This window comes from Streptomyces sp. Ag109_O5-10 (assembly GCF_900105755.1).
Classification (GTDB): Bacteria; Actinomycetota; Actinomycetes; order Streptomycetales; family Streptomycetaceae; genus Streptomyces.
On sequence record NZ_FNTQ01000001.1, the window covers coordinates 3,674,988 to 3,698,652 of the forward strand.

The 23,665-nt window shown below is 70.9% G+C and carries 15 protein-coding genes; 5 read left to right on the forward strand and 10 right to left on the reverse strand.

The genetic code is table 11. From position 1 onward, the window contains the following. The first annotated feature begins 201 nt into the window (after positions 1-201). Together BLW82_RS16765 and BLW82_RS16770 are read left to right on the forward strand one after the other, a co-directional pair. A complete protein-coding gene (locus BLW82_RS16765; protein WP_093499572.1) occupies positions 202-1,626 on the forward strand; it encodes a PspC domain-containing protein in 1,425 nt (474 codons plus the stop codon). Further along, positions 1,613-1,822, forward strand: coding sequence for a hypothetical protein (locus BLW82_RS16770; protein ID WP_093499573.1), 210 nt, complete (start codon positions 1,613-1,615; stop codon positions 1,820-1,822). The genes BLW82_RS16765 and BLW82_RS16770 overlap by 14 nt, the downstream gene beginning before the upstream one ends. A 175-nt stretch (positions 1,823-1,997) precedes the next feature. Here the strand turns inward: BLW82_RS16770 and BLW82_RS16775 are convergent, their stop codons facing one another. Together BLW82_RS16775 and BLW82_RS16780 are read right to left on the reverse strand one after the other, a co-directional pair. After that, complete coding sequence (locus tag BLW82_RS16775) at positions 1,998-2,537, reverse strand: DoxX family protein (RefSeq protein ID WP_093499574.1); 540 nt, start codon at positions 2,535-2,537, stop codon at positions 1,998-2,000. Between the two features lie 202 nt (positions 2,538-2,739). Next, a complete protein-coding gene (locus BLW82_RS16780) occupies positions 2,740-4,017 on the reverse strand; it encodes a hypothetical protein (RefSeq protein WP_093499575.1) in 1,278 nt (425 codons plus the stop codon). A gap of 188 nt (positions 4,018-4,205) precedes the next feature. Between BLW82_RS16780 and BLW82_RS16785 the strand changes: the two genes are divergently transcribed. Then, entirely contained in the window at positions 4,206-5,093 is an 888-nt protein-coding gene (locus BLW82_RS16785; protein ID WP_093499576.1) for a DUF4429 domain-containing protein, read from the forward strand. Between the two features lie 137 nt (positions 5,094-5,230). On the opposite strand, the gene BLW82_RS16790 is transcribed toward BLW82_RS16785, so the two are convergent. Together BLW82_RS16790 and guaA are read right to left on the reverse strand one after the other, a co-directional pair. Then, positions 5,231-6,025, reverse strand: coding sequence for a class II aldolase/adducin family protein (locus tag BLW82_RS16790; RefSeq protein WP_093499577.1), 795 nt, complete (start codon positions 6,023-6,025; stop codon positions 5,231-5,233). Between the two features lie 194 nt (positions 6,026-6,219). Beyond that, positions 6,220-7,800: a glutamine-hydrolyzing GMP synthase gene (guaA, locus tag BLW82_RS16795; protein WP_093499578.1), complete on the reverse strand. Its 1,581-nt coding sequence runs from the start codon at positions 7,798-7,800 to the stop codon at positions 6,220-6,222. 298 nt (positions 7,801-8,098) lie between these two features. Between guaA and BLW82_RS16800 the strand changes: the two genes are divergently transcribed. After that, the gene (locus BLW82_RS16800) at positions 8,099-8,416 is read left to right on the forward strand and encodes a chorismate mutase (protein WP_093499579.1); all 318 of its coding nucleotides are present in this window, start codon (positions 8,099-8,101) and stop codon (positions 8,414-8,416) included. 612 nt (positions 8,417-9,028) lie between these two features. Here BLW82_RS16800 and BLW82_RS16805 read toward each other — a convergent pair. Beyond that, entirely contained in the window at positions 9,029-10,204 is a 1,176-nt protein-coding gene (locus BLW82_RS16805; RefSeq protein ID WP_093499580.1) for a hypothetical protein, read from the reverse strand. Between the two features lie 204 nt (positions 10,205-10,408). Here BLW82_RS16805 and BLW82_RS16810 point away from each other — a divergent pair, with 204 nt between their 5' ends. Next, entirely contained in the window at positions 10,409-11,434 is a 1,026-nt protein-coding gene (locus BLW82_RS16810; protein WP_177232974.1) for an LAETG motif-containing sortase-dependent surface protein, read from the forward strand. Positions 11,435-11,546: 112 nt separating this feature from the next. Here BLW82_RS16810 and BLW82_RS16815 read toward each other — a convergent pair whose 3' ends face one another. The 5 genes from BLW82_RS16815 to BLW82_RS16835 form a co-directional block, all read right to left on the reverse strand. Then, the gene (locus BLW82_RS16815) at positions 11,547-13,322 is read right to left on the reverse strand and encodes a GMC family oxidoreductase N-terminal domain-containing protein (RefSeq protein WP_093499581.1); all 1,776 of its coding nucleotides are present in this window, start codon (positions 13,320-13,322) and stop codon (positions 11,547-11,549) included. Between the two features lie 84 nt (positions 13,323-13,406). Beyond that, the gene (locus BLW82_RS16820; protein WP_093499582.1) at positions 13,407-15,032 is read right to left on the reverse strand and encodes a succinic semialdehyde dehydrogenase; all 1,626 of its coding nucleotides are present in this window, start codon (positions 15,030-15,032) and stop codon (positions 13,407-13,409) included. Between the two features lie 136 nt (positions 15,033-15,168). Further along, positions 15,169-16,044, reverse strand: coding sequence for a serine/threonine-protein kinase (locus BLW82_RS16825; protein ID WP_093499583.1), 876 nt, complete (start codon positions 16,042-16,044; stop codon positions 15,169-15,171). Positions 16,045-16,137: 93 nt separating this feature from the next. Further along, positions 16,138-16,641: an SUKH-3 domain-containing protein gene (locus BLW82_RS16830; RefSeq protein ID WP_177232975.1), complete on the reverse strand. Its 504-nt coding sequence runs from the start codon at positions 16,639-16,641 to the stop codon at positions 16,138-16,140. A gap of 5 nt (positions 16,642-16,646) precedes the next feature. Beyond that, on the reverse strand, positions 16,647-23,504 hold the full coding sequence (locus BLW82_RS16835) for a polymorphic toxin-type HINT domain-containing protein (RefSeq protein WP_256215835.1): 6,858 nt from the start codon (positions 23,502-23,504) through the stop codon (positions 16,647-16,649). Positions 23,505-23,665: the final 161 nt, after the last annotated feature.

Consider the following 23,665-nt stretch of genomic DNA (forward strand, 5'->3'; position numbering starts at 1 on the left):
CCCGCCGTGGTGGAGCATCAGGGTCGACCCCCGAGACTCCCCTGATCTTCGGATTTCCCCGCTGGTCCCCGGATTTCCCTGCGGGAAGTCCTCGCTTCCGGCCGTTCGAACGCTTCCCGGTCCGGCCTCGGGGCAGATCTCAGGGTTCGGCCAGGGTCATCCCGACTGCCGCTGCGGCCGCGGGACCGTCACCATTGACTCATGACTGATCACGAGCGCGCCGCGACGGGTCCGGGACCCGGCCCCGGCCCGCGCCCCGCCGCGGGTGCCGGGCCGTCGGATGCCGCGCCCGCCGCGGCGGAGACGGTCGCGACGGGAGCCGACGCCACCCGCACCGGCGCGGAAGCCGCCGACGCGGCCTCTCCCCGGTTCCGGCGCGACCGCCGGCACAAGATGATCGCGGGCGTGTGCGCGGGGCTCGGGCGCCACACCGACCTGGACCCGGTGATCTTCCGCATCACCCTGGCCGTGCTGGCCGCGACCGGCGGCGTCGGTCTCCTCTTCTACGGCTTCGCCTGGCTCTTCGTGCCGTACGAGGACGACGAGGAGAACGAGGTCCGCAAGCTGCTGACCGGCCGGGTCGACGGGCAGGCCCTGGCGGCCGTGCTGTTCGCGCTGGTCGGCTGCGGAGTGCTGCTGACGATGATCAGGAACGGCCAGGTGCTGGCGTTCGCCGTCGTCCTCTCCCTGCTGCTGGCCGGCGCCGGATACTGGTCGCGGCGGCGCGGCGCCCCCGACCCCGACCCGCTGTCCGCGCAGGCCGTCGCCGACGCGCCGCCGGAGGCCCAGGCACCGCCGGTCGCCGTCTCCTACCCCTCGTGGTGGCGGGACCCGATCGTCAAGGACGGCACGCATGTCGGGGGCACCGGCTACCTGTGGGGCCCGACCGATGTTCCGGGCCCGCAGGTGCCGGGGCTCGACTTCCGGCTGAGCACCCCCTGGGTCCACGGCCAGGGCGTCCGGGCCCGGCCGGGCCCGCCTCCGAAGCCGCGCGGGCCGCGCTGGATCAGCGGCTGGATCTTCCTGTTCGCGCTGCTGGCGGGCGGCCTGGGCACGGGACTGACCTGGGACGCGCACCCGCTGGGCACCAGCCTCCAGGCCGGTCTGGCCTGCGCGCTGATCGTGTTCGGGCTGGGGACGGCGCTCAGCTCGTTCCTGGGACGCACGGGGGCCGGCTCGCTGTTCCTCGCCCTGCTCACGGCGGCCCTGCTGGCGGCCGCGACGGCCCTGCCGTCGAACATCAGCACCCACTGGACACGGGCGTCCTGGACACCCGCCACCGCGGCGGAGGTGTCGCCTGCGTACGACCTCGGGACGGGCGTGGCCACACTGGACCTGACGCACATACGCATCGCCCGGGGGCGGACGGTGTCGACCTCCGCCGAGGTGGGCGCGGGCCGGTTGAAGATCGTGGTGCCGGCGGACGTGACCGTGCGGATGAGCGTCGACGTGGGAGTGGGCGACATCCGGTTGCCCGGTGAGGACAAGAAGGACGTGGACGTGGAGCCGGGCAGGCACAAGAACGTGACGCTGCCGCCGGCGGGCGGCGTGAAGAACGCGGGGACGCTCGATCTGGATCTCCAGGTCGGCGCGGGACAGGTGGAGGTGGCCCGTGGTGCGGCATGAGTTCCAGCCCGGACGGCTGGTCGTCGGTGTCTTCCTGACGGCGGCGGGGGTCGCCTACGCCGGTGACGCGGGCGGCTGGTGGCACACCGAGTGGTTCGCGGTCATCCCCGTGACGGTGGCCGGCCTCTTCCTCGCAGGGGTGGCCGCGGCGCTGACCCGGGCGATACGCAGGCGCCGCGGCACACAGGAGAGCTAGGGAGCCGGCTAGTGCCGCGGCAGGCAACGTTTGCCCGTCAAGGAGCGGCGTCCGGTGCGTGCTCTCGGCGTGCCGGCCGGAAGTCCTCGTACTGGATGTACTTGGGCTTTTTCGGCTGGTGCGGCGAGAGTGCGTGCCGGGCGTCGTGACGGGGCGAACGTCGCCTGTTGCGGCACTAGAGGCCCAGCGAAGCCCGAGCCGAGCGGTGCCGGCGTCGGGCGCGGAGCATCGCGTCCAGCGAGAGGTAGGGGGCACCGGCCAGCACCAGGGGCAGCCAGGCCATCAGGTAGGCGAGGTCGTTGCCGTAGTAGTACGGGGAGTTGGCCCAGCTGATGGTCAGCCAGAGGCTGAGTGAGATCAGTGCGCCGCCTAGCGCGGCCAGCCGGGCCAGCAGGCCGAAGAGCGTGCCGAGGCCGACGGCGAGCTCACCGATGGCGATCGCGGTGCCGAAGCCGACGGGGTTCTTCAGGGCCAGGTCGACCAGGGCCGGGATCGCGGCGGAGTCGCGGACGGCGCGCATGGTGTCGCCGATGGACCCGGAGCCGCCGGATTTGAGGAAGGCGCTGTCGGTCAGTTTGTCCAGGCCGGCGTAGATGAAGGTGACGCCCAGGAAGATCCGCAGGGGAAGGAGGGCGTAGTGGGTGGCGGTGTCCCGCAGACCGCGGTCGCCGTCGAGGTACGGAGTGTGCGTGTCCGAACGAGTGCCGTGAGTCATCGCCAGTAGCCGCCTCTCGCCGCAGGAACCGGGCCCCTTAACAGACCATACGTACGACGATGGCGGTCGGCTCAATCCTCTCCCGGACGTTTTTCCGAATTTCGGCCGGACTGAGACACCCGGGAGGGTGGAGAAAGGTGGGCAAGAAGGGCCTGGGGGTGGGCTCGGCCGGTTCCGCTCCGCCCTTCGCCGAGCGGTCGGCTCACTCCGTCACCTCGACCACGCACCGGTTGGTCGCCACTCCGGCCGCCGTCACCACCTGGACCTCGACGGAGCCGGGTTCCACGTCGGCCGGGACGGGGACGGTCAGGACGTGGTCCGTGGGATTGCTGAAGCCGCCGGTGACGGGGACCAGGGGGACGTGGACGTTGACGGCGCCGATGCGGACCACCATGCGGGAGAGGCGGTCGGCGGTCTGGGCACCGGGCGGGACGAAGCCGGTGCCGCGGATCTCGATGTCGTCGCCCGTGCGGATCGGGGCGTCCAGGTCACCGGCCTCGCGGGCCCGGACGACGGAGAGGATCACCGGGCGGCCGCCCTCGGCGTACTTGCCGGCCAGGTAGGTCGCGGCGGAGATCAGGACCACCGTCGCGAGGCCCCAGGGCAGGTCGGGGAGCTGGTCGGGACGGCGGGCCAGCCGTACGGCGGCGAAGACCAGGGCGACGGCGCTGATGACGGCGTACTGGATGTCGGCGAAGGTGCCGCGGCCGGAGTCGTCGGTGAGCAGGTCGGCTGCGCGGGGGCGGTGGGCGCGCACCTTCTGCAGGCGCTGGCCGGCGATGCGCAGGCCGACCACTCGGCGCACCAGGACGGCGATGCCGCAGACCACGGCGAGGACGGTGACCGCCCCGGCGCCGCGGGCGAGGTCGAGGCCGGAGATGAGGGCGTCACGCTCGGCGGGAGAGGAGGCGGCGGCCAGGCGGCCGGCCAGGACGAGGACGGCGTAGGCGACGAAGAGGACCCAGGAGGCGGCGACGGTGCGGGAGGTGGACATGCGGTTGTCCTCGCCGATGACGGGAGCGAGGACGCCGCCGCGCGAGCGGTGGAACCAGGAGGCGGCGGTGAGGGCGAGGGCCACGAGCAGGGCGGCGAGCAGTCCGGCGGTGCGGGCGCTGGTCCAGCCCGCGCCGACGGCGGTGAGGGCCTGGGTGAGGAGCATGATCACGACGGCGGCCCAGACGGTGCACACGGTGCGCAGCCACAGGCGGGCGAGCCAGGCCTCGCCCTCGGCGCGGCCGCGTTCGGCGACCACCCCGGCGGACTGGGCGAGTTCCTCGGAGACCCACTGACGGGAGGCGGAGGCCGAGTGGGCCACCGCCGCGGGCAGCCCCTGCCCGGCCGCGAACTCCTCCCGCTTGAGGAGGAATTCCGCGACCGCCCGCCGGTGTCCCTCGCGTGCCCCGCGCGGGCAGTCCCCGCACGCGCAGCCGCCACCGTGGGCACCCGAACCGGCGCCCTGCCTCGCCTCCTGCACCGCCACGCCCGACGCCTGCCTTCCCCACGCCCGGGGCACGACGCGCAGGGCCCTCCCCGGGGCCGGACGACGCCATGCAACTCCCTTGTGTCGAGAGCGAATTGTGCCTTACGCCACGCGGTTCACGTTCAGTGGGCCGGTCACGGCGGGTGAAGATACGGCAGACGTGTTGACCCGGCTGCGAGAATTTCCCCATGGCCGAGATCATCCAGCGGGACGGGACCTGGGCCTTCGACGGAAGCACGGTCCGGGTCACGCCGGGACGTCACCGGTCCGTGCCCCTGTTCCGGCAGACCTACGGGGAGATCGCCGTACCCCTGGAGGCGGTGGCGGGGGTGGCGTACGAGCCGGAGCGCAGGCGGGGGCTGCTGAGGATGCGGCTGCGCGAGGGTGCGGACCCATTGCTGCAGGCGACCGGCGGGCGGTTGCCGGAGGCGGCGGATCCGTATCGGCTGGTGGTGGACGGGGACCGGTCGGGGGTGGCCGAGTACGTCGTGGCGGAGATCCGGCGGTCGCTGCTGCTGGACCAGGTCCCGCAGGAGCCGGCGCGGACCTATCTGCTGCCGGGGCCGCCGGTACCGGTGTCGGTGCGGTCCTCGGACGGCACGGTGTCGTTCGACGGTACGCAGGTGCGCATCGACTGGGCCGACACCTCCGACCGGGTCAAGCGGGCCACCGGGCCCCGGATCATCGGCGTCGGCGATCTGGTGCGGGTGGAGTGGCTGCCCAACTCCGGGTACGAGGACGGCTTCCTGCGGTTCGTGACCCGGGAGACGGTGTTCTCGAAGCTGCCGGCCGAGCGCGACCCGTACGCCCTGGACCTGTGGGGCAGTGTCCGCCGCGACCTGCTGACGGCGCTGGTGGCGGCGGCGGTCACGGCCCGGCTGCCGCATCCGTCGACCCGGCCGGGCACGGAGTACCCCGACCGGGACCGGCCCCCGGTGACCGTGCCGCGCCAGTCGGCCGACCACCACGACGTCCTGCTGCGCAGGCTCCGGGAGCTGGGCGACCTGCACCGCGACGGCGTCCTCACGGACGAGGAGTTCGCCCTGACGAAGGCGGCCGTACTGCGCAGCTTCTGAGCCGGCGGCCCAGCAGCTCCCGAAGGGGCGCGGGGCCGTATCCGGTATGCGCATCCGATATGCGGCTGCCGCCGCGCGGGCGCGGCCGGCCACGACGGCGCCGCGGACGAACGGATCTCGGCCCTTCCGGCGAAGCGCTAGCTGAGCAGGTCCGGTTCGCTGCGGCTGATGTCCTGCCACAGGGGCTGGTAGTTGATCCAGGCCACCAGGTCACCCCCGAGCTGCTCCCGGGTGGCGACGGCGAGCTTGTGGTCGATGAGCAGGGGCCGGCCGGCCGCCTTCGCGGTCAGCTGGACCTGGGCGGACTTCTCCATCGACAGGAACCACCAGGCCGCCGCGTCCACCGAGTCGCCGACGGTCAGCAACCCGTGGTTGCGCAGCACCAGCGCCTTGCGGGAGCCGAGGGCGGCGGCGATCCGGCGGCCTTCCTCGGCGTCGACCGCGACGCCGGTGTAGGCGTCGTAGAGGGCGTGGTCCTCGTAGAAGGCGCAGCTCTCCTGGCTGATCGGGTCGAGCAGGTCGCCGAGGGCGGACAGGGCGCGGCCGTGCACGGAGTGGCAGTGGGCGACGGCGACGACGTCCGGGCGGGCCGCGTGCACCTGGGCGTGGACGGTGAAGGCGGCCTGGTTGACGTGGTAGCGGCCCTCGATCACCTGGCCGTCCTCGTTGGCCAGGACCAGGTCGCCGACGGTGACGTGCTTGAACGGCATGCCGAAGGGGTTGACCCAGAAGCAGTTCGAGTACTCGGGGTCGCGGGCGGTGATGTGTCCGGAGACGCCGTCCTCCAGTCCGGCCCGGCCGAAGATCCGCAGCGCTCCGGCGAGCCGCTCCTTGCGATGCCGGCGCTCGTCGTCGAGCGAGTCGTACATCGGCGGCATCGCGAACTGGAGCTGGTCGGTGGGGAGCGGAAGGGGCGGGGTCGGCCCGTGCATAGGTCCTCCAGCACTGGGTTTGCGTTACGGCCGGAAGTTACCGCCGGTCAGCGCAGGAAAACAGAGCTGTTCTGTAAAGATGACGCGCGCGAGCAGATCGCGACAGAAGAGGTCGGGAACCGACAGCCGCGTGGTCGCTGCTGCACATGACGAAGAGGTGGCACAGCCGGCGCCGTACCACCTCTTCATCAGGGCTACTCCCACTCGATGGTGCCCGGCGGCTTGGAGGTGACGTCGAGGACGACCCGGTTGACGTCGCGGACCTCGTTGGTGATCCGGGTGGAGATCTTCGCGAGGACCTCGTACGGCAGGCGGGACCAGTCGGCCGTCATGGCGTCCTCGGAGGAGACCGGGCGCAGCACGATCGGGTGGCCGTAGGTGCGGCCGTCGCCCTGGACGCCGACGCTGCGGACGTCCGCGAGCAGGACCACCGGACACTGCCAGATGTCCCGGTCGAGGCCGGCCGCGGTCAGCTCCTCGCGGGCGATCGCGTCCGCCTCGCGGAGCAGGTCCAGGCGTTCCTTGGTGACCTCGCCGACGATCCGGATGCCGAGACCCGGGCCGGGGAACGGCTGGCGCTGGACGATCTCGTCCGGCAGGCCGAGCTCCTGGCCGACCATGCGGACCTCGTCCTTGAAGAGCTTGCGGAGCGGCTCGACGAGCTTGAACTCCAGGTCCTCGGGGAGGCCGCCGACGTTGTGGTGCGACTTGATGTTCGCGGTGCCGGTGCCGCCGCCGGACTCCACCACGTCCGGGTAGAGGGTGCCCTGGACCAGGAACTCCACGGCCGGGCCGGCGTCGGCGATGATCTCGGCCTGGGCCTGCTCGAAGACCCGGATGAACTCGCGGCCGATGATCTTCCGCTTCTGCTCCGGGTCGGAGACGCCGGCGAGGGCGTCGAGGAAGCGGGCCTCCGCGTCCACGACCTTCAGCTGGACGCCGGTCGCGGCGACGAAGTCCTTCTCGACCTGCTCGGTCTCGCCCTTGCGCATCAGGCCGTGGTCGACGTACACGCAGGTCAGCTGGGAGCCGATGGCCTTCTGGACGAGGGCGGCGGCCACCGCCGAGTCGACGCCGCCGGACAGGCCGCAGATGGCGCGCTTGTCGCCGACCAGTTCGCGGATCGCGGCGACCTGCTCGTCGATCACGTTGCCGGTGGTCCAGGTGGGCTTGAGGCCCGCGCCCCGGTAGAGGAAGTGCTCCAGGACCTGCTGGCCGTGCGTGGAGTGCATGACCTCGGGGTGGTACTGGACGCCGTAGAGCTTCTGCTCGTCGTTCTCGAAGGCGGCGACCGGGACGACGTCCGTGGACGCGCTGACGGTGAAGCCCTCGGGGGCGGCGGAGCAGGCGTCGCCGTGCGACATCCACACGTGCTGCTCGGCGGGGGTGCCCTCGAACAGGGTGGAGGACGCCTTGGAGACGTGCAGGTCGGTGCGGCCGTACTCGCGGGCGCCGGTGTTGTCGACGGTGCCGCCGAGGACCTGCGCCATCAGCTGGAAGCCGTAGCACATGCCGAAGATCGGGACGCCGGCCTCGAAGAGCTCGCGGTCCAGGCGGGGGGCGCCCTCCTCGTACACGGACGAGGGGCCGCCGGAGAGGATGATCGCCGCCGGGTTCTTGGCGAGCATCTCGGCGACCGGCATGGTGCTGGGCACGATCTCGCTGTAGACCCGGGCCTCGCGGACGCGGCGGGCGATGAGCTGGGCGTACTGCGCGCCGAAGTCGACGACCAGGACGGTGTCGGGAGCGGCGGCAGCGGGAGTCGCTGATGACACGGGGTGCCTTCCGGCGGTCGGGCGGGGGTCTGTGGTTACCGATTCTAACGGGGCAGGCGCGGGGCACCTCCCCGTAGTGCTGTGGCATACTCGCCCCCATGCTCACGCAGACGACCTTCCTCTTTACCTATGGCGACCGGCCCACCGGCTGCCATGGTCGTGCTGCTTGAGCAACTGACAAGCGACTTCCCCAGGCGCCCCGGGCCGACAAGGTCCGGGGCGCCTGCTGTTTCTCCGGATCCGGTCGCTCCGGGGCACCGCATCGCACCCCTTCGGCAAGGAAAGACGAGGAGCCCCCATGACCCCCCTGACCCCCACGAACCCCACGACCCCTGTGAAGGCGATCGACCTGACCGGTGCCCGTACCCACGAGGCCGCCGAGGTGATCACCGGTGCGCGGGAGCGCATCGACGCGCTCGACGACCGGATCATCGGTCTGGTCCAGGAACGGATGGCCGTCTCCGCCGTCGTCCAGGAGGCGCGGATCGCCTCCGGCGGCCGTCGGGTGAACCTCTCCCGGGAGATGGAGATCCTCGGCCACTACAGCTCGGCCCTCGGCAGGCCCGGCACGGCCCTGGCCATGACGCTCCTGGAATTGTGCCGGGGTCGCATCTGAGTCGGGCGGACCTGAGTTCGGGACTCTTCTCACCCGTACGGCGCGTGACCGGCCCGTGAACCGCTTCGTTGGTGGGGTGTCCGTGTCAGCCAGGGGCGGGCCCGAAAGAACCACGCGTGGCTTCGCTGGAGCGATGAGGCGTACGGAATGTGCCGTGCGCCGTGGGACCTCGTTCCAGTCAAGTGACCGGACGGCAGGGGACAGCAGCCCGGTCACCCAAGAGACGGCCGGCTCCGGGGACGCCCGGGGCCGACCGGCGGAAAATTGCAAAAATGCACAAGGTCTGGGTCAAACGGTTGCGGAGGCCGCGTACATCCAGCACGATGCCTAGAAGGCCCGCAAGGCCTTCGGAGTTCCCAAGTCCCAGTTCAGGCAACGGAATTGCCGTGTACCGACCGTCCGCCAAAGGTCGAGACCTGCCGTACGCCCCGAGCGCGCCGGGGCGCCGACCCGGGGCACGGGCGGTGGTACAGGGCACAGAGACCAGCGGCGCAACCCCCCGGCGCCGCTCCCAGGCACCGACGCTGCCCTGACGTCGGTGCTGACGAAAGAAGGGCCCCGCGGCTCCGTTCCGCGGGGCCCTTCGCCTGTCTGCGGAGGAACGCGAGCGGACTAGGTCCGGCTCACCTTGTTGCAGGCCTGCTCCTTGCCGATGTCACGGCTGCGGTCGTACGGGTCGACGGGCTGTCCGCTCGGAGTGGCGCTCTCGCTCGGATCCAGGGCCAGGGCCTGGGACGGGAACTGCGGGTGCAGGTAGCCGTCGTGGATGCCGCAGGCCGAGTTGCCGGCGTCCTCGTCGTAGTGGAGGAGGGTCAGGCGGCCGGAGGTGACCTGGTACCGCGCGGGGTCGGGGAGTTCGGCGTCCATGACACGGCGCACGATCGTGCGGGTGACCTCGGTGGAGCCGTCGCCGGTGGCGTCGGCGCGGACGACCGGGTAGACGAAGGTGTAATCGGCGTGTATGGCCACGCCGTGGTACTTGCCCTTGGCGAAGGTGATCCGGCCGCGCACCTTGACGATCTTCCCGGCCTGCTTCACCTCCTTCGGGTCGAAGCGGCTGAAGAGGAAGAGCGGGTTGTGAGTCTTGCTGGGGCTGCGCAGCGAGGTCTTGAGGTTGCCGATCACGTCGGGCTGCTTGGGGTCGAGCACCGAGAGGGCCGCACCGGGGGTGCCGCCGGCGATGACGTCGGGGTTCAGGTTGGCGTCCACCAGCAGCTTCCGGGTCTGCTGCAGGGCGAGTTCGACACGTTCCCTGGGGATCGCGCCGAGCGCGGTGGCCTTCGGCAGCACGATGCCGGCCGCACCGTCGGCCCAGCGCAGCGCCGGGGAACCGGCGAACGGGTGCGCGAGCGTGGGGGTGTCGGGGGCGACGGCCGAGGGCGGGGCCGTCGGGGCGGTGGTCTCGGCGGGCAGTTCCTTGACGGCGGCGTCCGTGCCGGCCCGCGTGCCGGACGAGCCGAAGGGGTCGCCCGGAATCAGCGACGGCCGCATCGCCACGACGGCCACGGCGATCGCCAGCGGAATGCCGACGACCGCCCAGACCCTGCGGCGCCGGGCGGCCCGCCCGTTCATCTCCTGCCAGGCCGGCCCGGTCCGCCAGCCCGCGGGCTGCCCCTGCTGCCCCTTGAGCCGCTCGGTCACCTCACGGGCCCGGGCGGACGGCTCCTTGGGGGCGGACTTGCGGATCTCCCGTTCGGTGTCCTGGAGGAACTGCTCCCACACCTCGTCGGATATGGAGGAGGACGACGGCTCGTCCCCCGACGACTCTTCGGACCGTCTGTCAGACATGACACTCTCTCGCTCGGCCGTTCGACGGGGCGAGAATAGCCTTGGAAACTGTTGTGCCCTTGCCCCCCGGCGGTCCGACTGGCGAGTGACTCACCTCACATAAGAGATCTGTGAATGTGGAGGCAACCATTCACAGGACTCGCCGGTCACATCTGCGGAACCAGCGGTGACATACGTCCGCCGCGGCTGACGCAGGGGGTCCTCATGAAGCTTCGCCAGGCCTTGGCAACGGCGGCGGCAGCGGCCGTGATCGCACCGGTCGCCCTGCTGTCCGCGCCGGCCGCGTTCGCGGAGGAGTCCCCGTCGACGCCCGCGTCGGAGAGCGCGCCGGGCGCGACCCCCGATGACACCTCGTCCGCCTCCCCGTCGGACTCCGGCTCTGCCTCGCCGAGCGACGGCGCCTCGGCGTCCGGGTCCGCGTCGCCCTCCGGCTCCCCCAGCGGCAGCGCGAGCGCCTCGGCGTCGGCGTCGGCCTCCACCGAGCCGTCCCAGTCGGCGGAGCCCAGCGAGAACCCGACCGACCCGGACGTGCCCTACTGCGAGGACCTCGACCAGGACTTCGGCGACGCCAAGGTGTCCGCCGACATCAAGGGCCTGCCCGGCAAGATCGTCGCGGGCGACGGCTTCCACGGCTTCGAGCTGGTCGTGACCAACGACTCCAAGGCCGACGTCGAGGGTGTCGCCTTCTACGCCGAGATCGAGAACTACGAACTCGACGCGTCCAAGTACCTCAGCCCGTACGTCGACTTGGAGTTCAAGAACCCCGACACCGGATCCTGGGACCGGATCGGCGACGACGACTGGGCCGGCGACTACTTCTTCTACGTGCCGAAGCTGAAGGCGGGCGCGAGCAAGTCGGTCGACCTGCGCCTCTCCGTCGACGCCAAGGCACCCGCCGGTGACGCCTACTCCTTCGGCTCCGGCGCCTACCTCGACAAGGTCGAGGGCCAGGACTGCATCGCCGAGGGCTGGGCCCAGTACGACTTCACGGTCCTCAAGGCCGGCTCGTCCAATCCGGCTCCGGGTACGGCCACGCCCGGCGACGACGGCGGCAAGGACTCCGTGAAGAAGCCCCAGGGCGACGTCTCCGACCTGCCGACCGGCAACCTCGCCGACACCGGCTCCAGTTCGGCGCTGCCGGTCATCGGCCTGGTCGGCGGAGTCGCCGTCGTGGTCGGCGCCGGCGCGGTGGTCCTGGTACGGCGGCGCAGGACCGGCGCGGACTCATAGGCAAGGTCGCGCGGACCGTCGTACGGCGGCGGTCGCGCACCGATCGAAGAGGGACCTGGGCTCGGAGGGGGGCACAGGTCCCTCTTCGGTGTCCGGCCGCTGCTTCCTCCGGCTACTTCTTCGGCGGTACGGCGGGCATCCCGAGGAACGGCAGCCGCAGCGCGCCGAAGGCCCCGGCCGGGACCGCCGGGTGGTGCGGCTCGACCGCCTGCAGGCGCCGGTACGGCTCGCCCTGCCGGGGCCGCGGGTCCGCCTCGCCCTTGTTCGGCCAGTAGGACATCGCCCGCTCGGCCTGCGCGGTGATGGTGAGGGACGGGTTCACGCCCAGGTTGGCGGAGACGGCGGCGCCGTCCACGACCGAGATGCCCGGGTGGCCGTAGAGCCGGTGGTACGGGTCGATGACCCCGTTCTCGCGCGAGTCGCCGATGGGGCAGCCGCCGAGGAAGTGGGCGGTGAGCGGGGTGCCCATCAGCTCGCCGACGTTGCTGCCGGCGAAGCCGTTGATCTCCTCGGCGAGCACGGTGGCCGCCTCCGACGCGGCCCTGATCTGCTTGGGGTTGGGGGCGCCGTGGCCCTGCCGGGCGGTGAGCAGGCCCTTGCCGACGCCGTCCGGTTTCAGGTACGTCGTCAGGGAGTTGTCCAGCGACTGCATGACCAGGCCGATGATGGTCCGCTCCGACCAGCGCCGGTTGGAGAGCGAGCGCAGCACCAGGAGGGGGTGGCGGGCCGCGTTCGCCAGCCAGCCGAGGACGCGGGAGGAGCCTTCCGCGTAGGGGACCTGGAGGATCGACAGGCTGCCCATCGCGTTGGAGCCCTTGCCGTAGCGGACCGGCTCGATGTGGGTGTTCTCGTCCGGGTGGACGGACGAGGTGATCGCGACGCCCTTGGTGAAGTCCGCCTTCGGGGTGCCGTGCGCCCTGCGGTAGCGCCGGTCGTCGGTCTGGGCGCCGACCAGGGCCTCGGAGTTGGTGCGGGTGAGGTCGCCGAGACGGTCGGAGAGGTACGGCAGCTGCCCGCCGGCCTTCATCCGGTGCAGCAGGGTCTGGGTGCCGTAGGTGCCGGCGGCGACGACGACCCGGCGCGCCTTGAAGGTCCGGCCCTGCGCCTTCCGGTCGTCGGTGGGGAGGGTGGCGATCGCGTAGCCGCCCTGGGAGTCGTCGGTGACGGAGACGACGGTGGTCATGGGGTGGACGACCGCGCCGGCCCGCTCGGCGAGATGGAGGTAGTTCTCGTTGAGGGTGTTCTTCGCGCCGTGCCGGCAGCCGGTCATGCACTCGCCGCACTCGGTGCAGGCGGTGCGGGCGGGGCCCGTGCCGCCGAAGTAGGGGTCGTCGACCTGGTCGCCGGGCGCCGCCTTCGCCTCGCCGTCGGCGTCCTTGCCGTCGCCGAAGAAGACGCCGACCGGGGCGAGGTGGAAGGTGTCGCCGACGCCCATCTTCTGCGCCGCCGCCTTCAGGTGCACGTCGGACGGGGTCATCGTCGGGTTGAGCCGTACGCCGAGCATGCGCTGGGCCTGGTCGTAGTACGGCTCCAGCTCCTCCTGCCAGTCCGTGATGTCCCGCCACTGGGGGTCGTCGAAGAAGGGCTTCGGCGGAACGTAGAGGGTGTTGGCGTAGTTCAGCGAGCCGCCGCCGACGCCCGCCCCGGCCAGCACCATGACGTTGCCGAGGAGGTGGATGCGCTGGATGCCGTAGCAGCCGAGCTGCGGGGCCCAGAGGTAGTTCTTGATGTCCCAGGAGTTCTTGGGGAGGGTGTCGCGGGTGAAGCGGCGGCCGGCTTCCAGTACGCCGACCTTGTAACCCTTTTCCGTGAGGCGCAGGGCGGTTACGGAGCCGCCGAATCCTGAGCCGACGACCAGGACGTCGTAGTCATAGGTGTCCTGAGACAACGTGCCATCTCCCCTTTGAGTGTGCACTGCGGGTGGTCGGTGGCTGGTCGCGCAGTTCCCCGCGCCCCTCGAAGAACAGGCCGGTTACCTGAGCCTCAGTGCCTTCATCACCCGGAGACTGGTGCTCATGAACTGGGCGTACTTCTCGTCGTCCATCCCGAGCGAGGGCGCCATCGGAAGCAGGCGCTGCTGCGCGACCGTCTGCGCCTCCGTGTACTTGAGGATGCCCTCCGAGCCGTGCCGGCGGCCGAGGCCCGAGTCCTTCATGCCGCCCATCGGGGACTGGACGCTGCCGTAGGCGGGGGCGTAGCCCTCGTTGACGTTCACGGTTCCCGTGCGCAGTCGCGCCGCGACCGCACGGCCCCGGCTGCCGTTCTTCGTCCAGACGGACGAATTGAGGCCGTACGGCGTGCCGTTGGCGTGCTCGACGGCCTCGTCCTCCGTCTTGAAGCGGTAGAGGGAGACGACCGGGCCGAAGGTCTCCTCCGTGCAGACGGCCATCGCGTCCTCGACGCCGTCGAGGATGGTCGGCTCGTAGAAGTAGGGGCCGATGTCCGGGCGGGCGGTGCCGCCGGCGACGACGGTCGCGCCCTTCTCGACGGCCTCGTCGACGTGCCGGGTGACGGTCTCCAACTGCCGTTCCCCGACCAGGGACCCCATGTCGGCGCCGTAGGCGAGGGACCGGCCGAGCCGCATGGCCTTCGTACGGGCGGCGAAGCGCTCCACGAACGCGTCGGCGATGGACTCGTGGACGTAGAGCCGCTCGATGGAGATGCAGAGCTGGCCGGCCGAGGAGAAGCAGGCGCGGACCGCGCCGGCGGCGGCCTTCTCGATGTCGGCGTCGTCGAGGACCAGCATGGCGTTCTTGCCGCCGAGTTCGAGGGAGACGCCGACCAGGCGGGCGGCCGCGCCCTGGGCGACCTCGCGTCCGGTACGGGTGGAGCCGGTGAAGGAGACGTAGTCGGCGTGCCGGACGACCTCGGGGCCGACGACCGGGCCCTCGCCGAGGACGACCTGGAAGACGTCCGCGGGCAGCCCCGCCTCGATGAGGAGGTCGCGGGCCCACAGGGCGGTCAGGCAGGTCTCGGTGTCCGGCTTCATGACGACCGCGTTGCCCGCGGCGAAGGCGGGCAGCGCGTCGCCGACGGAGAGTTCGAGGGGGTAGTTCCAGGGGGCGATCTGGCCCACCACGCCCCGCGGGTGACGGAGCTCGGTCACCTTGGTGAGCGTGGGCATGGCCCCCGCGTGCCGCTTGGGGCGGAGGTAGGCGGGCGCCTTGCGGCCGTAGTGCCGGGCGGCGACGGCGACGGCCTGCACCTCCTCGTGGGCGTGCAGGCGGGCCTTGCCGGTCTCCAGCTGGATGAGGTCGAGGACCTCGGCCTGGCGGGCGAGGACCAGGTCGTGGAAGCGGAGCAGCACGGCGGCGCGCTGCCGTACCGGCACCTTCGCCCACACGGCCTGCGCGGCACGGGCCGCGTCGAAGGCCTTGGCCACGTCCTCGGGATTGGACTCGGGCAGGTCGGCCAGCTTCTCGCCGGTGAAGGGCGTGTGGTTGGCCGTACGTCCGGAGCCGACGACACCCTTGGTGAGCTGGGCGACCAGCTCGGGCGTGACCACGTCGGCGGCGGTTCGGGCCCCTGCGGGCGCGGGGGCGAGGGGGTTCGTGCCGGTGGGGGCCGGTGCGTGGGCCGGGGCCTGCGAGTCCGTCATGAGCCGCAGGGTATTCGGGCGCGGGGCCTTTGGGTACCCGTGGGTAACCCGGTTTCACGGAGTGCACACACCACGCCAGTGATCACTGGCAGGGAATGCGCTGATCAGCGGCCTCGGCGCCCTCGGGTGCGGACGATCAGCCGCGCTCCGGTTTTTTGGCGAGGAGGAGGCCGAGGGCGGTGAGGGGGGTGAGGCGGCGTGGTTCCGGGGCCGCCGGGGCGGGAGGGACGGGTGAGTGGACCGGTGCCGGTGCGGAGGGCTCGGTCACCCACGCCGGAAGGTTGACTCCGGCGATCTCGGCGAGCACCTCGGCGGCGCCGGTGGCCGTCGGCCGGGCCTCGGGCTCGACGGCGAGGAGCTTGTCGAGCAGCGGTCCGATGGGCCCCTGCGCACTCCCCACGGCCGTACGGAGCAACGCGCCCAGGGACCACAGATCGGAGGCGGGCCCTGCGACGCCCCGCCCCGCACCGCACTCGGGGGCGTCGAAGGGGCCGCACCCCTGTCCCCCGCCGATACCGAAGTCGGTGACGACGACACGGTCGCCGCCCGCTTCGAGCAGGACGTTGGACGGCTTGAGGTCACGGTGCACGATGCCGACACAGTGGGCGGAGTGCAGCGCCCCGAGGACGGCGAGCCCGATCCGGGCGGCCTCGGCGGCCGGCAGCGGCCCCCGGGCGGCGAGGGTGGAGTGCAGCGACTCCCCCTCCACCAACTCCATGACGACCCAGGGAAGTTCGTCATCGAGGAGTACGTCGTGGATGGCGACGGCGGCCGGGTGGTCGACGCGGGCGGCGGCCCGGGCCTCGTGCAGCAGCCGCTGCGCGGCACGCCGCCGTTCCTCGCCGTCCGGCTCTCCGTCCAGGCGCGGCTCCTTGACGGCGACGTCCCGCCCGCCCTGCTCGTCCCGGGCCCGCCACACGGTCCCGGCCGGCCCGGACCCGATGCGCCCGGCGAGCCGGTAACGCCCACCGATCAGCCGTCCCTCGACCGGCAGTTCGCCGTCTTCGCTCATGGCACATGAGTACCGTGCACACCATGCCGTTGTCGAAGCGACGAGGTCAGCGAGAGGGGCCCCACCGGAGATCCGGCAGGGCCCCTTCCGGTATCAGTCGGACGGCATCGCTGGCCAGGGGTCGAGGCCCGGGTCGGAGTAGAGGCACCTCAGGGGGCGCTCGGCGAGAATCGCAAGCTCCAGAGCCTCTTCAAAAGTGGCGCCCAGTTCCCAGATCCATCCCATCCCCATGGCGATGACTCGCCCCTGCGCCTCCACGAAGACGCTGGAGTAGCTGAGCCATTCGCCCACCGGGAAGTAGGACCCACCGAGAATGTCTTCCGCTTCCACAGCCATACCGCGCTGTCCCGCTCCGGCCGCGAGCGGATCGAAATTGAACGGATCGCCATTGCTGAAGTTGGGGCCTGCCTCGTTCAGCGGAGGGACCGAGATTCCTCCCAGACTGGCGAGTACCTCCGATGCCAGAGGGTGGACCCGATACCCTTCGGCCTCCAGAGGCACCACCCACTGGCTGATGTCGACCCTCCGTTGGGCGCTCCACCCGGAGTTGCCGAGCGCTTCCAGCACATCCGGGTGGAGCGAGTCGAATCTGATCATGGCAGTCAGTATGCGACTCCCAGGTCGTCCATCAGCCGTTTGCATCTGGCACACGGGTCGCCCGGGTCGCCATGCCCTGCGGTATTCGACGTCGGCATGGAGTTGTTGCGGGACTTCACCGTGCGCATGGACCCTCCGCGGATTCCAGCGGACCCCTCGGCGTCCTGGGCCTGGACGAGGCAGTGCACCTCCGAGCATCCGCCGTGGTGGTCCACTCGCTGAACCGCCGAGCCGAGTTCCCCGGTCACAGGCTCGCCGTGCCGGTTGCGCCCGTAGTAGACATTCCCCGAGGGCGACGTGTACTCGGATGCGAACTTCACGCCCTGCTCGTTGCGCACGCTGTCCGCATAGGTGACCAGGGGATCACAGGGACTGGTGTTGTGAACCAGCACCGGAGCGTTCCCCGCCAGCACGTAGTACGTGTGCAGCTCACCGACGGTGAGGTTGTGGACCGTCGCCGTCAGGGCCGTCCAGCGCTGCACGGCGGTGATCTGGATGCGGCTGCCCGACCCAGTGGTCAGCCACTCGCCTGCCTGCAGGTTCGTGGCGTTGATCCACTCGCCCAGCTCCGGCACCCAGAAGGGGTGGGCATCGGTCGCGGTGACCGAGGAGGTCTTGGAGCCCTTCTTGCCGTCGACGTGGACGGTGACCTTCACGAGGTGCTTGAGGCCCACGCCCTTGATCTCGGCCGTGACCTTTTCCGGTTTGGTCTTCCCTGTCTCCGGATCGGTGGCCAGGACCTTGTCGCCGATCTTCACGTCCTCGATGGCCTTGGCCGTGCCGTCCGCCATCAACACCTTGGTGTCCGGGGTGAAGCTGTTCGGTTTCTTCACGGAGCACGAGGCCACCTCCGCCAGCCGGTCCGCTTCCTTCCTGCTCTTGCGCCAGTCCTTGAAGGACTTCAGGAGGTCCTTGCCGAGGCCGTAGATGCGCTTGCCGAGGGCTGCGGCCTTGTCCCAGCGGAAGAGGTACTTCTTGGCGAGCTTGGCCAGGGGGCCGCCGCCGAGGAAGGAGCCGACGACGTTGAGGGCCGTGTTGCCGCAGGCGCCCAGGTTGCCGGTGGTGAAGCAGTCGAGGGCGTCGGTGATGCCGAGCTCGTCCATCGCGATCTTGCCGAGTTCCTTGGCGATCGCGATCGCGCGCTGCTTGGCCGAGTCCTCCTTCGCTCTGGCGTCGTCCGCCTTCGCCTGGGCCGGGGTGTAGGTCGTACCGCTGCCGGTACTGCCCGAACCGCTGTTGTCGCGAGTGCCGACCGCGCCGCGGTGGGTGGAGGGGCCGGGACCGCACTCGTTCCAGCCGCCGACGCAGTCCGCGAGACGCAGGCCGGACGCGTCGCTGTGGGAGACCGGGCTGTTGTTGGCGTACGCGTAGCCGTTGATCTGCTGCGGGTCGGTGTAGTCGACCACCGGGTCCGCCGAGATGAAGCGGCCGGTGTCGGAGTCGTACTCGCGGGCGCCGAGTGTGGTCAGGCCCGTGGACTCCTGGACGGTGCCGCCGACGAAGCCCTTGTCGTTCACCCAGCCCGTGGACGAGGACGTGGAGTCGTCGCGGAGGTTGCCGAACGCGTCCATGCGGCGGCGGGTCGTCGAACCCGTCTTCGCGTCGACCGCCAGCTCCGCCGTGCCCTGGTCGTCGGAGGCCAGGAAGTGGACGCCGGCCGCCTCCCGCATCGCGACGGTGGTGCCGGCGAAGGTGTAGTAGCGGGTCGCCGTCACCTTCGACGTCGACTTGTCGTAGTGGAGTTCGGTGCCGGGCAGGTAGAACGTCTTCTCCGTCGGCGTGTCCCGGAGGATGCGGGAGCCCGACGCGTCGTACTTGTACGTCGTCACCGAGTTGTCGGCGTTCGTGACCGTCGTCAGCTCGCCCTGCTTGTCCCAGGCCAGCGACTGGGTGTCGCCGTCCAGGACGCGGGTCCTGGTGTTGCCCGACGCGTCGTAGGTGTAGGAGTTCCGGGAGGTGACCGCGGGAGTGGTGCTGGTCGCGTCCGTCTTCTCCGTCACCGACGACACCGTGTGGGCGCCGGAGGCGGCGCCGTTGGGGCCGGAGCCCGTCTCGCCGTACTTGTACGTGCGGCTCGACGTCGCCGCGCCGTTCAGGCCGTGGCGCACCTCGCTCGTGCGGTTGCCGATCGTGTCGTAGCCGTAGTCGGTCCAGTAGGGGGAGACCCCGCCCACCGTCGACGTGGACGCTCCCGACGCGCAGGACGCGTCGGTCGAGCCGGTGCCCCTCGCGCCGTTCGACGCGACCGACGACGTCCACGCGGACGAGACGCGGCCCAGGCCGTCGTACGAGAAGCACTGGACGTCGCTCGTGCCGCCGGTCGGGGTGTCGGCGACGGAGAGGATGTCGCCGGCCTTGTCGTAGGTGTAGTCGGCGTCGTAGGCGACGCTCGACGCGCCCTGGACGTCCACCCGCGAGTTGGTCAGGCGATCGGTGCCGGCCTCGTAGTTGTTGGTGATCCACGTCTTCTTCGCCGTCGACTCACCCGTGTACAGCTCCAGCTGTTCCAGGTTCGACGTCGGCGAGTACGACGCGTCCGTGACGTAACTCAGGCCGCCCAGGGAGGTGGTGAGGCCGGTCGGGCGCTGGAGGCCGTCGTAGACGTACCCGACCGCCTCGGCGGACAGGTCGCCCGTCGCCGGCAGGCCCTGGCTCTGCAGGGTGCCGTCGTCGTTGTACTGGGCGGTGAACTCGTAGGTCCCGCCCAGCTGCGGCTCGGCCGTCTTGGAGAGGTAGTACTTGGTCGAGACGGGTGCGTAGTCGTTGTCGGGGTCGAGGGTCGGGTACGTGACCGACGAGTAGACCGCGCCGTCCTTGTAGGTGTAGACGCCGTACAGCTCGCCCTTGTAGACCGTGTCGTACTTGGTGACGGAGAGCTTGGTGCCCGTCGTCGGCTCGCCCTGCCAGGTGGAGACCGCCCGGCCCAGTTCGTCGTAGACCGTCGACGTCTTGTCGCCGTTCACCGTGACGGAGGTCTGGCGGTCCAGGGCGTCGTAGGTGTACGAGGACGAACCGGTGTCGGGGTCGACCGCCGTCTTCTTACGCCCCAACTGGTCGTACGTGTAGGCCCATTTGTTGTTCTTGTCGTCGGTGACGGCCGTCAGCCGTCCCGCGACGTCGTAGCCGTACGACGTGGTGACCGCGTCGCCGTCCGCCGGGTACTGGATCTGGGTCGTCGTGTTGTCCCGGGCGTCCTTGACCACCGTCGTCTTGACCCCGCCCTGCGGCGGGGTGGTCGTGACGCGGTCGCCGCCGTAGGCGTACGTGGTGCGGTAGTCCTCGGTGCCGTTGACCTTGAAGATCGAGGCCGTGGTGCGGCCGGCGCCGTCGTACTGCGTGACGGTCGTCGCGTCCAGGTCGGCGTCGACCGGGTCGAAGAGCGTCGAGGACGGCGAACCCGAGGTGAAGTAGGTGTCGTTGACCTTCGCCACGCGGCCCGAACCGTCGTAGAGCGTGTCGGCGACCATGCGGCCGCCGTCGCCCTCGGTCTGGTCCTGGCGGGGCCTGAGCCAGCCGTCGTACAGCGACCACTCGCTGCCGTACGACGTGCCGTCGTTCTCGATCTTCTGGGTGTGGACGGCGGCCGGGCCGGCGGCGCCGCGGATCAGGTACTCGTACTTGATGGACGGGGTGAAGTTCTTCGCCTTGGGGCGGTCCTGCAGCCAGACCTGGACCAGGCGGCCGAGGCCGTCGTAGGCCAGGTCGGTGCGCAGGCCGTTCGTGTCGGTCTTGGCGGTCGGCTGGCCCCACGCGGGGGCGTACTCCGTGGTCGTCGACCAGCCGTCGATGTTGGTGACCGTCGACTTGGTCGCCAGGCCGTAGGTGTCCGTGTAGACCGTGGAGGACGTGTACTGCGTCGACGACGACGCGGTCTCCGCGTCCTTGACCACCAGCGGGCGGCCGTAGGCGTCGTACGTCGTCACGGCGGTCGTCTGGTAGGTGGCCGTCGTGCCGTTGTGGGCCGACAGCCGCTTGGTCATGGTGGGGTCGCCCTTGGTGGGGGCGGCGCCCAGGGTCGTCGAACCGTCGTAGTAGGTCAGGTCGTCGGAGATGACGTCCTTGGAACGGTCGGGGGTGGAGGCGCAGTCGACGCCGACCTTCTCGACCCGCGAGACCGTCGTGTAGATGTGCGCGCTCGCGCTGTCCGCGTACTCGGTGCGGGTGCACTGGTTGTCGGCGACGCCGACCTCGCCGTCGTCGTCGACCGCCTTCTCACGGCCGGTCGCGTCGTCGTAGGTCGTGGTGGACCTGGTGTGCCGCCAGCCGCCCACCGCGAGCGCGGTGTAGGTGTCGGTCGAACCGTTCGCCACGTAACGGGCCTTGTAGGTGGCCCAGTCCCGGGTCTCCGTCGCGGTCACCGCGGTCCACGGCACCGTCACCGACTTCTCGGTGATGTCGTCGCCGTTGTAGGTGAGCGTCTCCAGCTCCTGGCCGGCCTTCCAGTCGGAGTCGTCGTAGGAGACGCCGTTGGAGTCGGTGACGGTCGCGGGGCGGGTGGTGCCGTTCTTGTCGACGTCGCCGTCGAGACCACGGAAGAAGACGTGCTCGGTGCGGGTGTTGGCGGCGGAGTTGGTGCCGTCGGAGGTGACGACCCGGACCCTGCCGTAGCCGCGCCAGTCGCTCCAGGTGCGGTCCTCGGACTTGGTGATGCCGTCGGCCGGGGTCTTCCGCCAGCCCGCGTCACCGAGGTAGGTGTACGAGGTGACCTGGTCGGCGCTGCCGCCGGTGAGGTCGGTCTGCACGACGGAGGCGACCACGTACTTGTGGAACCAGTCCGTGATCGGGTCGGTGGCGCCCGGCGGACTCCACTTCACCGGGAAGCAGCGCTTGACGGAGGAGTCCTCCGCCGGGACGTTGCTCGTCGTGCACTGGTTGCCGGCGTAGTTGACGCTGAGCACGCCGCCCGACTCGTTCTGCACCCCGGAGAGGCGGAACCGGTAGAAGGGCTGGACGTTGTCGCCGGTCTCGTCGACGCGGTTGGGCAGCTGGGTGCCGTACAGCTGGACGGACGGGACCGAGGCGTCGGATCCGACCTTGCCGGTGTGGTCGATCTTGCTGAGCCACAGGGACCGCGAGCCGTCGCCGTTGTCGGTGAAGTCGTGGGTGAGGCTCCAGACGTCCACCGGGGTGTACGCCGAGTCACCGGTGCGGATCTGGGTGGTGACCTTCGTGAGCTTCTTGCGGGTCCAGAAGGTCGGCGAGTTCTGGCCGGGGCACTTGGTGCCCGACTTGCAGTTCTGGTCCCAGGGGACGTCCGGCCAGTCGGCGGCCGTGGAGTCCGTGAGGGCGTCGGCGGAGCAGTCGGTCAGCGAGCCGACGCAGCGCTCCGCGGTGGTGAACACGACCTGGGCGGCGGGCTTGGTGGAGTACGCCGAGCCGTCGCGCTGGCCGTAGTCGATGCGCTTGAGGTAGCCGCCGCGGATGTAGGCCTTGCCGTTCTCGGTGGTCTTCAGGCCCTGCGTGTAGTAGTTCGTCTCCGTGCCGTAGAAGTACGACATGGCGTTGCCGTGCGGGTCGACGACGTAGTCGAGGTTCCAGCGCCAGGCCTGCGTGCAGTAGGCGTCGGCGAACGTGGACTTGTAGCAGGGCTCGCCGGAGTCGTCGCCGTAGACGGGGACGGTCCAGGTGGAGTTGGTCTCCTCGTTGCCGCTCGCGTAGCCGGTGAGGTGGTTGAGGCCGAAGTAGTACTGGGTGCCGTCGCCGGTCGTGATCTTCCAGTACTCGCCGTTGTCGTCGCCGTTCACGGCGCCGGTGAGGTGCTCGACCTTGGAGTTGTCGTCGGAGCTGATCCGCCACGCGCCGGTCTTGTCGTCCTTGACCAGCCGGCCCGAGCTGCCGCCCGTCAGCGACAGGGTGGCGTTGTCGAACGCCCAGCACTCGTCGCCGTTGGTGTCGTCGTGGCCGTCGTCGGCGCAGGCCTTGTAGCTGCGCTCGATGTAACCGGGGTCGTAGGAGAAGCCCTGCCCGATCCACGAGCCCTGGTTGTTGGTGGTGGCCGTCTGGCCGTCGATGGACTGGGAGTTGTAGCTCAGTCCGACGGTCGGCTGCATGCCGCCGGGGACCGGCGGGACGCTCATCGGGTACGACCAGGTGAACGCGCCGGAGCTGGCGTCGACGCCCCACTGCGAGGACTGCGAGAGGCTGGTGGCCTTGTAGTCGCCGCCGTCGCCGCCGCTGCTCGCGGTGGCCGCGACGACCGTGGCCGAGGACGCGGCGGAGTCCGCTTCGAGGAGCCGGCCGGACAGTCCCGAGGTGTCGGCGGCGGCCTGCACGGTCGCGGTCAGGGTCTGCTTCGCCGGGTCGTTCGCCGTCCTCAGATAGGTCGGCGTCGAGCAGGACCTCTTCTCGGGCGTCGTCAGCACGCACGCGGGGTACGTCGCCAGCCGCAGCCGGGAGCCGTAGGAGCCGCCGAAGGCGTCGGCGAAGTCCGAGTAGTCCAGGGCGACCTGGGCGGGTCCCGCGGTCGCGGCACCGTCGGAGCGGGCGACGGTGAACAGCACGCCGTCCACCCCGGCGGCCTCGGTGGCCTTGCGGTCCAGGACCCGGACGCGGACCGCGTCGGCGCCCTTGGCCCCGCCGGCCGCCTTCAGGGTCAGCGGCAGGCCGTCGGCCCTGACCGCCTTGCCGCCGAGGTCGACCTCGGCGCTGCCCACCTTGGGCCAGTGGGCCCTGGTGGTCTTCCTGACCGCGGCCTTCTTGGCCTGGTCGGTCTTCTTGAAGGTCTTCGCGGTGGCGCTCGTGCCGCGCACCGGATGGTCGAGGTCGGTCTGCGTCTTGGGCCGGGTGACACCGCTGTCGGAGGCGGTGGCCGCCGGGGCGTACTGCGGGAGCAGCCCTATGGACAGCGCCAGTCCGAGGACCACGGCGGCCCTTCTGCGACCGCTTCGCCAGGCCGGTCGTGCCGACCGGAACCAGGGAGGCGAGGACATCAACTCTCCTATGGAGTAGGGGACATACGGGAGCGGCAGACATGCCGAGAGGGGCGGGCGGCTCGGAGTCGAGCCGCCCGCCCACGCAACGGGCC

What these genes read in the sequence shown, in the direction of transcription:
- BLW82_RS16765 (WP_093499572.1), top strand. Translation starts at nt 202, where the DNA reads ATGACTGATCACGAGCGCGCCGCGACGGGTCCGGGACCCGGCCCCGGC.
- BLW82_RS16775 (WP_093499574.1), bottom strand. Translation starts at nt 2,537, where the DNA reads ATGACTCACGGCACTCGTTCGGACACGCACACTCCGTACCTCGACGGC.
- BLW82_RS16785 (WP_093499576.1), top strand. Translation starts at nt 4,206, where the DNA reads ATGGCCGAGATCATCCAGCGGGACGGGACCTGGGCCTTCGACGGAAGC.
- BLW82_RS16790 (WP_093499577.1), bottom strand. Translation starts at nt 6,025, where the DNA reads ATGCACGGGCCGACCCCGCCCCTTCCGCTCCCCACCGACCAGCTCCAG.
- BLW82_RS16800 (WP_093499579.1), top strand. Translation starts at nt 8,099, where the DNA reads ATGACCCCCCTGACCCCCACGAACCCCACGACCCCTGTGAAGGCGATC.
- BLW82_RS16805 (WP_093499580.1), bottom strand. Translation starts at nt 10,204, where the DNA reads ATGTCTGACAGACGGTCCGAAGAGTCGTCGGGGGACGAGCCGTCGTCC.
- BLW82_RS16810 (WP_177232974.1), top strand. Translation starts at nt 10,409, where the DNA reads ATGAAGCTTCGCCAGGCCTTGGCAACGGCGGCGGCAGCGGCCGTGATC.
- BLW82_RS16820 (WP_093499582.1), bottom strand. Translation starts at nt 15,032, where the DNA reads ATGACGGACTCGCAGGCCCCGGCCCACGCACCGGCCCCCACCGGCACG.
- BLW82_RS16825 (WP_093499583.1), bottom strand. Translation starts at nt 16,044, where the DNA reads ATGAGCGAAGACGGCGAACTGCCGGTCGAGGGACGGCTGATCGGTGGG.
- BLW82_RS16830 (WP_177232975.1), bottom strand. Translation starts at nt 16,641, where the DNA reads ATGATCAGATTCGACTCGCTCCACCCGGATGTGCTGGAAGCGCTCGGC.